Raw genomic sequence first — 12,416 nt, 5'->3', positions numbered from 1 at the left:
TCGTGGTGTGGTCGGGTTCTGCGGCGGTCGGGGCGCACAGCCGTGGGGCATTAGAGTTGGGTCTCGTGGCCGTCGACTTCCAGCAAGAGATCAAGCAGCTCCGCAACACCATGGACTCCGTGCGCGAGGTGACCGACCTGGCGTCCGTCCAGCAGCAGATCACCGAGCTGGAGGCCAAGGCGTCGGCACCCGACCTCTGGGACGACCCGGAGGCCGCGCAGCTGGTCACGTCGGCGCTGTCCCGCGCGAACTCCGAGTACGAGCGCGTCGTCGAGATGGACTCTCGCATCGAGGACCTCGAGGTGCTCGTCGAGATGGGCACCGAAGACGGCGGGGACGCCGCCACGATGCTCGAGGCGGAGAAGGAGCTCGCCTCGCTGCAGAAGGCCGTCGGCGAGCTCGAGGTCCGCACCCTGCTGTCGGGGGAGTACGACGAGCGTGCGGCCGTCATCACGATCCGCGCCGGCGCGGGTGGCGTCGACGCCGCCGACTTCGCCGAGATGCTGATGCGCATGTACCTGCGCTGGGCCGAGCGCCACGGCTACCCGGCCCAGGTCATGGACACGTCCTACGCCGAGGAGGCGGGGCTCAAGTCCGCGACCTTCGAGATCAACGTGCCCTACGCCTTCGGCAACCTCTCCGTCGAGGCTGGCACCCACCGCCTCGTGCGGATCAGCCCGTTCGACAACCAGGGGCGGCGCCAGACGAGCTTCGCCGCGGTCGAGGTCATCCCGCTCATCGAGCAGACCGACTCCATCGAGATCCCCGAGAACGAGATCAAGGTCGATGTCTTCCGCTCCAGCGGCCCCGGAGGCCAGAGCGTCAACACCACCGACTCCGCTGTCCGCATGACACACATCCCCACAGGCATCGTCGTCTCCATGCAGAACGAGAAGTCCCAGATCCAGAACCGCGCCGCCGCCCTGCGCGTCCTGCAGTCCCGCCTGCTCGTCCAGCGCCAGGCCGAGGAGGCTGCCGAGCGCAAGGAGATGGCCGGCGACGTCAAGGCCAGCTGGGGCGACCAGATGCGCTCGTACGTCCTGCAGCCCTACCAGATGGTCAAGGACCTGCGCACCGAGTTCGAGGTCGGCAACCCCTCCGCGGTCTTCGACGGCGACATCGACGGCTTCATCGAGGCCGGGGTCCGGTGGCGCAAGGAGCAGGAAAAGCTAGCTCAGTAGTCGGCTCGCGGGGGCGCAGGCGCAACGCCGAGGAGGTGGCGCTGCGCGGCATACCACGGTGGGCGACCTATCCTCGGGTGGGTCGTGCGCGTTCGCGCGCATTGCCCGTATGCCGTCCCATTCGTCCCCCGTAAGGCTCACCTCACGCGCATGATCCGTTTCGAGAACGTCAGCAAGGTCTACGCCCGGTCCAGCCGACCGGCGCTCAGCGACATCAACCTCGAGATCGAGCGCGGCGAGTTCGTCTTCGTGGTCGGCGCCTCCGGGTCCGGCAAGTCCACTCTGCTGCGCCTGGTCCTCAAGGAAGAGGGCGTCACGCAGGGCAGCGTGCTCGTCGCGGGCCAGGATGTCGGCAGCCTGCCCCACCGGAAGGTGCCCCGGCTGCGGCGCGAGATCGGGACCGTCTTCCAGGACTTCCGGCTGCTGCCGAACAAGAACGTCTACCAGAACGTCGCCTTCGCGCTGCAGGTGCTCGGTCGCTCGGGTCATGCCATCAAGCAGGTCGTCCCCGAGACGCTCGAGATGGTCGGGCTCGAGGGCAAGGAGAAGCGGCTGCCGCACGAGCTGTCCGGTGGTGAGCAGCAGCGCGTCGCCATCGCGCGCGCGTTCGTCAACAAGCCGCCGATCCTGCTGTGCGACGAGCCGACGGGAAACCTCGACCCGACCACGAGCCTGGACATCGTCCGGCTGCTCGACCGGATCAACCGCACCGGCACCACGATCGTGATGGCCACCCACGACGACGACATCGTCGACCAGCTGCGCAAGCGGGTCGTCGAGCTCAGGAACGGCCACATCATCCGCGACGAGAACAAGGGCGTCTACGGCAGCGGCAGCTGACCACCGCGCCCGACGCCCCACCGCCCCCGACGCCCAGCCAGCACGGCACGCCCGGCAGCGCCCGACAACAGAAAGCACTGGAGACCCACCCCCATGCGACTGCAGTTCATGCTCAGCGAGATCGCGATCGGCCTGCGCCGCAACCTCTCCATCGCCGTGTCGGTGCTGTTGGTGACGATGGTGTCGGTCTACCTCATGGGCATCGGGTTCCTCGCCCAGGGACAGGTCGACACCCTCAAGGGCTACTGGTACGACCGCATCCAGGTCTCGATCTTCATGTGCGGCAAGGACTCGCTCGACGTCAACTGTGGCGGCAAGGCGGTGACCGAGGAGCAGCGGAACTCGCTGCGGTCCCAGCTCGACGAGATGAAGCCACTCGTCAAGAACGTCTACTACGAGTCCGAGCAGCAGGCCTTCGACCGGTTCAAGGAGCAGTACCGGAACTCGCCGCTGTCGGACTACCTGCAGGTCGGTGACATCCCGGAGAACTTCCGCGTCCAGCTCAGCGACCCCAAGAAGTACGACGTCGTGGTGAGTGCCTTCGAGGGGGCGCCGGGGGTGGGACGCGTGCAGGACCAGCAGAAGACGCTGGACAAGCTCTTCACCGTGATGAATGTCGTGACCATCGGGTCGCTCTTCCTCGCCGGACTGATGGTGCTGTGCTCGGTCCTGCTGATGGCCACGACGATCCGACAGGCGGCTTTCAGCAGACGACGCGAGACCGGGATCATGAAGCTGGTGGGCGCCTCGAACTTCACGATCCGGCTGCCGTTCGTCATGGAGACCGTGCTGGCGGCCCTCACCGGCACCGGTCTGGCCATCGTCGGACTCTGGGTGACGGCCGACTCGCTGCTGCCCAAGGTCTCGGCCGTGCTGCAGGACGCGCCCCTGGTGGGCACGACCGACATCTGGTTCGTCGCCCCGTGGCTGGTCGGGTTCATGCTCGTGGTGTCGGTCCTGACGTCCTGGGCCACCCTGCGCCGCTACCTGCGCGTCTGACCTCCACCCGCCATCGGGCGGGTCCCGTCGATCGGCCCCGCCACCCAGTGGGCTGATCGGACAAGTCACAGGTCTCAATCCCGGGAAACAGGTGTGGTGTGTGTTACCAATGAGGCCTATGAGCGCAATCCCCCCGCGTCTGTACGCGTCTCATCGTGTCCGCCTGACGGCCCTCGGGCTGGCCTTCGCCTGCGCCATCGGCCTCGGCGCCCCGTCGTCGGTCGCGGCTGCTCCCGGCCACCCGTCCTCGGTCGCCTCGGCGCCCGCCGACGACCCGGGCAAGGCCAAGAAGCAGGTGGACAAGGAGATCGACGCGCTGAAGGGCGAGCTCGAGGACACCTCGGCCAGCCTCAAGAACGCGTACCTCGCCCTGCGTCGCACCCAGGCCGCCCTCCCCGTGGCGCAGGCCGCCCTCGACCGAGCGACAGCCGCAGTGTCCAAGGCGGACGCGTACAACGACGAGATGGCCGTCCAGCTCGACGTCGCTCGCGCCAACGAGGCGCGGGCAGTCGACGAGCTCGCGGCCAGCCGCGCCAAGCTGGCGCAGACCCGTACCCGCGTGGCCCGGTTCGCCTCCCAGCTCTACCAGGACCAGGGGATGGGCCAGCTGTCGGTGGCGCTGAGCGCGACCACCCCGGACGACTTCGCCAACCGCATCGCCATGAACGACACGGTCATGGACGTCCAGAACCAGTCGCTGTCCCGGCTTGCGACCGCGCGGGCCGCCGCGACCGCCCAGGAGGCCCACATCAAGGCCCTCAAGGTGCAGGTCCAGGCCGCCAAGAAGCAGGCGGAGGCCGCGCTGGCCAAGGCCCAGCGGGCGCGGGGCGCAGCGGCCGCGGCCAAGCAGAAGCTGGACGCCCTCGCGGCCCAGCAGGTCGCCCAGTCCACGGCGCTCGAGGCCCAGATCAAGGCCGAGAAGGCCCAGCTCGTCGCTGCCCAGAAGGAGCAGGCCAGGCTGCACAGGATCCTCGTGGCCCGCGCCAAGGCCGCCAAGGCCGCGGCCGCTCGTCGGGCGGCCGCCCTGCGCAGGGCGGGCAAGAAGGTGCCGGCAGAGCCGTCGACCTCCGGTGGCTTCCTGTCACGACCGTCAGGAGGGTGGATCTCCTCCGAGTTCGGCATGCGCTACCACCCGATCCTGCACTACTGGCGGCTGCACGCCGGGCGCGACTTCGCGGCCGACTGCGGCACGCCGATCCGTGCCGCCGCGAGCGGCACCGTCATCTCACGCGGCTGGGGCGGGGGCTACGGCAACCGGATCATGATCGACCACGGCATCGTCCGCGGCGTCGACCTCGTGACCACCTACAACCACATGAGCCGGTATGCCGTGCGCGGCGGCCACGTCTCGCGCGGCCAGATCATCGGCTACGTCGGCACCACCGGGTCGTCCACCGGGTGCCACCTGCACTTCGAGACCTATGAGGACGGCACCCCCAAGGATCCACGTCGTTGGCTGTGACCCGGCGACGGCGCAGGTAAACCGACTGGCCGGCATACCCCGTCGTGCAGGTAGCGTGGCCTCGCTGGGTCGGGACTCGACCACGCGATGATGCAGCCAAAAATCGAAGGACGTGGACGGGCAGTGGCCAAGGAACAGGGTCGCAAGGTGGTGGCGAGCAACAAGAAGGCGCGCCACGACTACCTCATCGAGGACACCTTCGAGGCCGGGCTGGTCCTGATGGGCACCGAGGTCAAGTCCCTGCGCGAGGGGCGTGCGTCGCTCATCGACGGCTACGCCGCCTGGCGCGGCGACGAGCTGTGGCTCGAGGGCGTGCACATCCCTGAGTACGTCAACGGCAACTGGACCAACCACACCCCGCGTCGCCGCCGCAAGCTGCTGCTGCACCGTGCCGAGCTCGCCAAGATCATGAAGAAGTCGTCCGAGAGCGGCCACACCATCGTCCCGCTGCAGCTGTACTTCAAGGACGGCCGGGCGAAGGTCGAGATCGCGATCGCCAAGGGCAAGAAGCAGTACGACAAGCGACACGCGCTGCGCGAGCGCCAGGACACCCGTGACACGCAGCGCGCCCTCAGCCAGGCGCGACGAGCCTCGGGCGAGGGACGCTAGGGACATGCGCCTGCACGGGGGGACGCACCGGTATGCCGTGGGCTCCGGGTTGGCAGTGCTGCTCGCCTTCGCTGCGATGGTCCTTGCGGGGGGCAGCGCGCAGGCTGCGGCGAGCGATGACCTGGCCACCCGGTTCCACGTCGACATCTCCGTCAACCACGACGGCTCGGTCGACGTCGTCGAGAACATCACCTGGCACTTCCCGCAGGGGGAGGAGCGCCACGGGATCGAGCGGTTCGTCACTGTGCGGGTCGGCTACCAGGACCGCAAGGACGCCTACCGCGAGTACCCGATCTCCGACGTGTCGGCCTCCTCCCCGTCCGGGGCACCGGCCGACGTGTCGGTCGACGACGCCACCGACGGGTCCTCGGTGAGGATCCGGGTCGGACGGGCCGACCAGACGGTGAGCGGCACGCAGACCTACGTCGTGCGCTACCACCTCGGCTCCTACGTCAACGGCTTCCCCGACCACGCAGAGCTCTACTACAACCTGGTCGACGCGTCGGACGACAACACCTACCAGGACGTCAGCGCCACGGTGACGGGGGCGAGTCCCAGCGACAGGGCCGAGTGCTTCATCGGGGAGTTCGGGTCCACGGAGCGGTGCACCGCGACACCGGGAGCGAGCGCCGAGTTCAGCGCCCCCGAGGCTGGCAACGGGCGTGGTGTCTCGATCCTCGCGTCGCTGCCGATCGCCGACTTCGGGTCGCTCGACCCGGTGCTGCACGAGGGCAACGTGTCCGACGACGGCAGCGTCATCACCTCCGACACGTCCAAGGCGCTGGGCTACCTCACCCTGGGGGCGGGGGTGACGCTGCCCCTGCTCGCGGCCGGCCTGATGGGCACCCTGGTCTACACGCGCGGTCGCGACGAGCAGTATGCCGGGCTGGTGCCGGGCCTGACTCCGGCGCTGGGGCAGGACGGGCAGGTCGTCAAGGGACGTAACGGGCCGATCGCGGTCCGGTTCACTCCTCCGGACGGCGTCCAGCCCGGTCTGGTCGGCACGGTCATCGACGAGGTGGCCAACACGATCGACGTGTCCGCCACGATCATCGACCTCGCTGCCCGTGGCCACCTGACCATCGCCGAGGAGGAAGGTGGCTTCCTGCGCAGCAAGGACTGGCGACTCACCCGCACCACGCCGACGGCGGAGCAGGCGCGGACCGCGCTGCTGCCGTACGAGGAGGCGCTCCTGCTCGGCCTCTTCGAGAGCGCCCCGACACGGACGCTGTCCAGCCTCAAGAACACCTTCAAGCCCACGCTCCAGCGGGTCCAGGAGCTGATGTACGACGAGGTCGTGCGACGCGGGTGGTTCCGTCGGTCGCCGGAAGGCCAACGCGGGACGTGGACGGCCCTCGGCGGCATCATGGTGATGGGCTCGGTGTTCGGGGGCGCGTGGGCGGGCGGACCCCTCGCCAGGGCCGGCTCAGGCACGGGTTCGCCGATTCCTCCGGCCTTCGTCCTGCTGGGGGGCGCGGCAGTCGCCGGGTTCATCGTCGCGCTCCTGGGGCGGCGCATGGCTGCCCGCACCGCCGACGGCAGCGCGGTCAAGGCCCAGTCCGAGGGCTTCAAGAAGTACCTCGTGACGGCGGAGGCCAACCAGATCAAGTGGGAGGAGGCGCAGGACATCTTCAGCCGCTACCTGCCCTACGCGATCGTCTTCGGCGTGGCCTCGCAGTGGGCCGGCACCTTCCGCCAGGTGGCGGAGTCCGCAGCCGCCGCAGGACACACCCTCACCCCACCCCTCTGGTACATCGGGTCCGGCGGCTTCGACTACGACGGCATCGCGCAGGACATGGACTCGTTCGCCACGACTGCGGGCGGGACGTTCACGAGCACTCCGGGCAGCTCGGGTGGGTCCGGCTTCTCGGGCGGTGGCGGCTTCTCCGGCGGTGGGGGCGGTGGGAGCTCGGGCGGTTCCTGGTAGGGGCCCGTGCTGGCTCGGGGGCGGACAAGGGGCGGACAGGGGGCGGACGCAGGGGCGGGACACAGGGATGCCGCGCACGACCGCTCCGATGGGGGCGGTTCGCACGCGGCATACCCGCGTCAGGCCTGGGTGAAGGCGATCAGTCCTTGAAGGCGTCCTTGACCTTCTCGCCCGCCTGCTTCAGGTCGGCTCCCGTCTGGTCGGCCTTGCCCTCGGCCTCGAGTCGCTCGTTGTCGGTCACCTTGCCGGTGGCCTCCTTGGCCTGGCCGGTGGCCTTGTCCTTGGCGTTGTCGAGCTTGTCGTCAAATCCCATGATGGGCTCCCTTGGTTGGGTGCGATCTCGTTGGGTGTTTCTACTGCTGACACAGCCGCTTCTTGACCGCGTGCTCTTCGACCGTAACCCCAAATCGATATCACCGCAGGTCAGGGGCATGGCAGGGGCGTGGGAAAGCCCCTAGCCGAGGACGAGGAGGAGGTCGCCGCCCTCCACCTGCTGCTGCGGGCCGATGGCCAGCCGCTGGACCGTCCCGGCCACCGGTGCCGTGATGTTGGCCTCCATCTTCATCGCCTCGATCGTGGCAACCACCGCGCCGGCCTCGACGGTGGAGCCCTCCTCGACGGCGAGGCTGACGACCCCGGCGAAGGGGGCTGCTACCTGCCCCTTCGCAGCCGGGTCAGCCTTCTCGGCCGCCTTGACGTCGACGGCGATCCGCTCGTCGCGCACCTGCACCGGACGCAGCTGCCCACCCATGGTGAACATGACGGTTCGCATCCCCCGGTCATCGGGGTCGGACACCGACTGCAGGCCGAGGAGCAGCCGCTTGCCGGGCTCGAGGTCGATCTCGTGCTCGAAACCCACCTCGAGGCCGTGCAGGAACTCGCGGGTGCCGAGGACGGCGAGGTCGGAGTAGGCGTCGCGGGACCTCTCGAAGTCCGAGGTCGGGCCCGGGAACAGCAGCCGGTTGAGGGTGTGCCGCGGGCTCGCCTCGAGTGCTTCGCTGTCCTCCGCGCTGAGCTCGCTGACCCGCGGCTTGGTGGTGCGGCCCTCCAGCGCCTTGGTGCGGAACGGCTCGGGCCAGCCGCCGGGTGGGTCGCCGAGCTCGCCGGAGAGGAAGCCGATGACGGAGTCCGGGATGTCGTACTTCGTGGGGTTGGCCTCGAAGTCCGCCGGGTCGGCCTTCGCGCCCACGAGGGCCAGGGCGAGGTCGCCGACCACCTTGCTGCTCGGGGTGACCTTGACGATGTTGCCGAGGATGCGGTTGGCCGCGGCATACATGTCCTCGACCTCCTCGAAGTGGTCGCCGAGCCCGAGGGCGATCGCTTGCTGGCGCAGGTTGGAGAGCTGGCCCCCGGGGATCTCGTGCGTGTAGACGCGACCGGTGGGGGAGGGCAGGCCGGACTCGAAGGGGAAGTACAGCTGCCGCACCGCCTCCCAGTAGGGCTCCAGGGCGTTGACGGCGCCCAGGTCCAGCCCGGTGGCGCGCGGGGTGCCGTCGGTGGCCGCGACCAGGCTCGACATCGGTGGCTGGGACGTGGTGCCGGCCATGGCCGCGCTGGCGACGTCCACCGCGTCGACGCCGGCGTCGATGGCGGCCAGGAGGGTGGCGAGCTGCCCACCTGCAGTGTCGTGCGTGTGCAGGTGGACGGGTTGGTCGAACCGCTCGCGCAGCGCCGTGACGAGGGTGCGGGCCGCAGGAGCCCGCAGCAGGCCGGCCATGTCCTTGATGGCGATGACGTGGGCGCCGGCCTCGGCGATCTGCTCGGCCAGCCGCAGGTAGTAGTCGAGGGTGTAGAGCTTCTCGGCGGGGCTCGTGAGGTCCCCGGTGTAGCAGAGCGCAACCTCGGCGACGGCGGTGCCGGTGGCCCGGACCGCGTCGATGGCGGGGCGCATCTGGCCGACGTCGTTGAGGGCGTCGAAGATCCGGAAGATGTCGATGCCGGTGCTGGCGGCCTCGGTGACGAACGCGTCGGTCACGGCCGTGGGATAGGGGGTGTAACCGACCGTGTTGCGCCCGCGCAGGAGCATCTGCAGCGGCAGGTTGGGCATCGCCTCCCGCAGGCGCGAGAGGCGGTCCCACGGGTCCTCGGCCAGGAAGCGCAGGGCCACGTCGTACGTCGCGCCTCCCCAGGCCTCGACGGACAGCAGCTGGGGCGTCAGCCGGGCGACGTGCGGGGCGACGTGCATGAGGTCACGGGTGCGGACCCGCGTGGCGAGCAGCGACTGGTGGGCGTCGCGGAAGGTCGTCTCCGTGACCCCCACCGCCTCCTGCGCTCGCAGCGCCTCCGCGAACGCCTGGGGGCCGTGCAGCAGCAACCGGTCGCGCGCACCGGGCGGCGGGGGAGTCGCGCGGTCGATCGCGGGCAGCTTGGAGCGGGGGGAGACCCGCGTGCGCCCGGGGCCGTGCGGCTGGTTGACCGTGACGTCCGCGAGGTAGGTGAGCAGCTTGGTGCCTCGGTCGGCGGGAACTCGCGCGGTGCGCAGCTCGGGGCGCTCGTCGATGAACGCGGTGGTCAGCCGGCCGGCCTGGAAGTCGGGCTCCTCGAGCAGGGCCTGGAGGAACGGGATGTTGGTCGAGACACCGCGGATCCGGAACTCGGCCAGCGCGCGCCTGGCCCGACGCACTGCCGTCGGGAAGTCCCGGCCGCGGCAGGTGAGCTTGACGAGCATCGAGTCGAAGTGGGCGCCGATCTCGGCCCCGACGAAGATCGTCCCGCCGTCGAGGCGGACGCCCGCGCCGCCGGCCGAACGGTAGGTCGTGATCCGTCCGGTGTCGGGACGGAACTCGTTGGCCGGGTCCTCCGTGGTGATGCGGCACTGCAGCGCCGCGCCGCGGATCTGCAAGGTGTCCTGCGAGAGGCCCAGGTCCTCGAGGGTCTCGCCGCTGGCGATGCGCAGCTGGGAGCTGACCAGGTCGACGTCGGTGATCTCCTCGGTGACGGTGTGCTCGACCTGGATGCGCGGGTTCATCTCGATGAAGACGTAGCGGCCGTCGGGGGCGAGGAGGAACTCCACGGTGCCCGCGTTGACGTAGCCGATCTCCTTGGCGAAGGCGACTGCGTGGGCGCACATCTGTTCGCGCAGCTCGGGTGGGAGGTTCGGGGCCGGGGCGATCTCGACGACCTTCTGGTGCCGTCGCTGCACGGAGCAGTCGCGTTCGAAGAGGTGGATGACGTTGCCCGCACCGTCGGCGAGGATCTGCACCTCGATGTGCCGCGGGCTGACCACTGCCTCCTCGAGGAAGACCGTCGGGTCACCGAACGCGGACTCGGCCTCGCGCATGCAGGCTTCGAGAGAGTCGCGCAGGTCCTCGCGCCGCTCCACCCGCCGCATGCCGCGACCGCCGCCTCCGGCGACCGCCTTGGCGAAGATCGGGAAGCCGATCTCCTCGGCGGCAGCCACGAGGGCGTCGATGTCGGTGCTCGGCTCGGCACCCTTGAGCGTGGGCAGTCCGGCCTTCTTGGCGGCGGCGATGGCGCGGGCCTTGTTGCCCGTCAGGTGCAGCACCGAGGCCGGCGGCCCGACGAACGTCACGCCGGCATTCGCACACGCTTCGGCCAAGTCGGGGTTCTCGGACAGGAAGCCGTAGCCGGGGTAGACGGCGTCCGCACCCGCCTCGACGGCGGTGCGCACGATGCCCTCTGGGTCGAGGTAGGCCCGGACCGGGTGTCCCTCGTCACCGATCCGGTAGGCCTCGTCGGCCTTCAGGACGTGCTCGGACTTGCGGTCCTCGTAGGGGAAGACGGCGACCGTCTTGGCGTTGAGCTCGGTCGCGGCGCGGAACGCGCGGACCGCGATCTCACCACGGTTGGCGACGAGGACCTTGCTGAACACGTGACCTCCAGGGGATCGGCACCCAGGGGTGATGGGTCCGGTGAGGGGATGTGCGGCGTGCGTCCGATCCTAGTGAGGTCCCGACTCGTGAGACGGCGCGCCCGCCATGCGGACCAACCACTGCGGGTATGCCGTGTGCTCCGGGCGCGCGAGGGCGCGCGTCGCCCCGCCGACGGCCTGCCGGACGACCGCGGTGGGGGGCTGCCTGCGGGCCTGCCCGATGGCTACGCTGGACGGGCGTGCAGGGGACCCGGCGCAGGCGGGGCAGGCACTCCGGTGGCGTCGACGTCGAACCGAGGCGGCTCATGGCAGGCAGGCACGTGCGCAAGGCCCCCGTCGTGATCTCACGCGTGATCGCCACCGTGATGGTGTCAGCGCTGCTTCTCGCCGTGGGAGTGGTGGCCGCGACGATCTTCACGGGCGGCGAGCGTCGCGCAACCGGGGGCCCGCAGGCCCAGGCGCCCCACACCACGCGACCCTCGGCCGTCCCTACCCGCCCGACCACCCGCCCGACCCGTGACGGCTCGCCCGGTCACGCCCCGGGTGGCTCGTCGTCCCGGGCCGGGGCCGGGGGCGGAGCGGTGGTGGGTGCAGTGGATTCAGCGGGTTCCGATGACGGCGGGACGGCGCTGCCGGCACAAGCGCTGGCGCTTCCGGGCAGCTCCGGAACCACGAGCGCCGGGGGAGTGGCTCCCGTGGGCCTGCCGATCTCCCTGCCGGGAGGTGGCGCTTTGGCCCGGGGATGGCTGCAGCGCAGCGACGACGGCCGCGCCCACGGGAAGGCGCTCGGCCTCCGCGGTCGGGTGGCCACCGGCCACGGATGCCGCCCGGCACCGACCAAGGCCAAGCCCCTCAGGGCGCAGCCCGAGCCCCGTGCCTGCCGCTGAGGATGCTTGACCGGCCTCGCTCAGCTGGCTGCGGTGAAGCGCTGGCGACGGTGCCGCGGACGCTCGAGCTCGTCGACCAGGGCGACGGCATAGTCCTCGGCACTGATCGAATCGCCCGCGGGGGTGTCGAGCGCCACGGTGTAGGCACCGGTGCGCTCGCCCGGGGCGATGACGGGCGCGGGGGAGAAGAACGTCCAGTCGAGCCCGTCGGGCGCATCCTGGAAGATGTCCAGCGCGGCGGCGCCGGCGCGTGACTCGGCGAGGTACTCGACGGGGAAGCCTGGTGAGTCGAGCAGGCGCGTGCCGTCCGGCGTGAGAAGGGAGCCGGCGCCGCCCACGAAGAGCACTCGCGCGCCGGCAGCGTGGTCGACGAGGTTCTGGACCGCTGCGAGCCACGCCTCGTGGCTTCCCCCGGTGCGGCTCGGCCCGGTCGCCGACACCACGACGTCGTGGCTGGTGGCAGCCTCCTTCACAGCGGTCTCGTCGGCGAGGTCGCCGGTGGCGGCGACGGCACCGGTGGGGAGAGGGGAGCCGCTGCGCGTGTAGCCGGTCACCTCGTGGCCGCGCGAGAGGGCCTCGGTCGCGATGCGAGAGCCGATCATGCCGCTGGCGCCGAACAGGCCGATCTTCATGGCTGTGCCTTTCGTGGGGTCCGTGTTGACTGGGATGACAGTAACCA

10 protein-coding genes are annotated in these 12,416 nt (G+C 70.3%); 7 read left to right on the top strand and 3 right to left on the bottom strand.

Annotated features, from left to right (window positions below; genetic code table 11):
* Positions 1 to 65: 65 nt before the first annotated feature.
* The 6 genes from prfB (at position 66) to AC1DS4_RS04735 (ending at position 7,018) form a co-directional block, all read left to right on the top strand.
* On the top strand, positions 66 to 1,181 hold the full coding sequence (prfB, locus tag AC1DS4_RS04760) for a peptide chain release factor 2 (protein ID WP_477615161.1): 1,116 nt from the start codon (positions 66 to 68) through the stop codon (positions 1,179 to 1,181).
* A gap of 150 nt (positions 1,182 to 1,331) precedes the next feature.
* A complete protein-coding gene (ftsE, locus tag AC1DS4_RS04755) occupies positions 1,332 to 2,021 on the top strand; it encodes a cell division ATP-binding protein FtsE (RefSeq protein ID WP_477615162.1) in 690 nt (229 codons plus the stop codon).
* A 93-nt stretch (positions 2,022 to 2,114) separates the two neighbouring features.
* Positions 2,115 to 3,020, top strand: coding sequence for a permease-like cell division protein FtsX (gene ftsX, locus AC1DS4_RS04750; protein WP_477615163.1), 906 nt, complete (start codon positions 2,115 to 2,117; stop codon positions 3,018 to 3,020).
* 118 nt (positions 3,021 to 3,138) lie between these two features.
* A complete protein-coding gene (locus AC1DS4_RS04745) occupies positions 3,139 to 4,482 on the top strand; it encodes a peptidoglycan DD-metalloendopeptidase family protein (protein ID WP_477632569.1) in 1,344 nt (447 codons plus the stop codon).
* A gap of 123 nt (positions 4,483 to 4,605) precedes the next feature.
* A complete protein-coding gene (gene smpB, locus AC1DS4_RS04740) occupies positions 4,606 to 5,091 on the top strand; it encodes an SsrA-binding protein SmpB (RefSeq protein ID WP_477615165.1) in 486 nt (161 codons plus the stop codon).
* 4 nt (positions 5,092 to 5,095) lie between these two features.
* The gene (locus tag AC1DS4_RS04735) at positions 5,096 to 7,018 is read left to right on the top strand and encodes a DUF2207 domain-containing protein (RefSeq protein WP_477632570.1); all 1,923 of its coding nucleotides are present in this window, start codon (positions 5,096 to 5,098) and stop codon (positions 7,016 to 7,018) included.
* Between the two features lie 139 nt (positions 7,019 to 7,157).
* Here AC1DS4_RS04735 and AC1DS4_RS04730 read toward each other — a convergent pair whose 3' ends face one another.
* Together AC1DS4_RS04730 and AC1DS4_RS04725 are read right to left on the bottom strand one after the other, a co-directional pair.
* Positions 7,158 to 7,331, bottom strand: a complete 174-nt coding sequence (locus AC1DS4_RS04730) for a CsbD family protein (RefSeq protein WP_477615167.1) — start codon at positions 7,329 to 7,331, stop codon at positions 7,158 to 7,160.
* 141 nt (positions 7,332 to 7,472) lie between these two features.
* Complete coding sequence (locus tag AC1DS4_RS04725) at positions 7,473 to 10,850, bottom strand: pyruvate carboxylase (protein WP_477632571.1); 3,378 nt, start codon at positions 10,848 to 10,850, stop codon at positions 7,473 to 7,475.
* A gap of 338 nt (positions 10,851 to 11,188) precedes the next feature.
* Here AC1DS4_RS04725 and AC1DS4_RS04720 point away from each other — a divergent pair, with 338 nt between their 5' ends.
* Positions 11,189 to 11,737, top strand: a complete 549-nt coding sequence (locus tag AC1DS4_RS04720; protein WP_477632572.1) for a hypothetical protein — start codon at positions 11,189 to 11,191, stop codon at positions 11,735 to 11,737.
* 20 nt (positions 11,738 to 11,757) lie between these two features.
* Here the strand turns inward: AC1DS4_RS04720 and AC1DS4_RS04715 are convergent, their stop codons facing one another.
* Positions 11,758 to 12,369, bottom strand: coding sequence for an NAD(P)-dependent oxidoreductase (locus AC1DS4_RS04715; protein ID WP_477632573.1), 612 nt, complete (start codon positions 12,367 to 12,369; stop codon positions 11,758 to 11,760).
* Between the last annotated feature and the right edge of the window lie 47 nt (positions 12,370 to 12,416).

Source organism: Pedococcus sp. P3_C7, assembly GCF_056402615.1.
The sequence above is the reverse complement of the archived record's forward strand: the minus strand, read 5'-3'. Positions and strand labels throughout refer to the sequence as shown.

Bases quoted from the DNA above. Each gene is read 5' to 3' on its own strand.
- AC1DS4_RS04745 (WP_477632569.1), top strand. From the start codon at position 3,139: ATGAGCGCAATCCCCCCGCGTCTGTACGCGTCTCATCGTGTCCGCCTG.
- ftsX (WP_477615163.1), top strand. From the start codon at position 2,115: ATGCGACTGCAGTTCATGCTCAGCGAGATCGCGATCGGCCTGCGCCGC.
- ftsE (WP_477615162.1), top strand. From the start codon at position 1,332: ATGATCCGTTTCGAGAACGTCAGCAAGGTCTACGCCCGGTCCAGCCGA.
- AC1DS4_RS04735 (WP_477632570.1), top strand. From the start codon at position 5,096: ATGCGCCTGCACGGGGGGACGCACCGGTATGCCGTGGGCTCCGGGTTG.
- AC1DS4_RS04730 (WP_477615167.1), bottom strand. From the start codon at position 7,331: ATGGGATTTGACGACAAGCTCGACAACGCCAAGGACAAGGCCACCGGC.
- AC1DS4_RS04715 (WP_477632573.1), bottom strand. From the start codon at position 12,369: ATGAAGATCGGCCTGTTCGGCGCCAGCGGCATGATCGGCTCTCGCATC.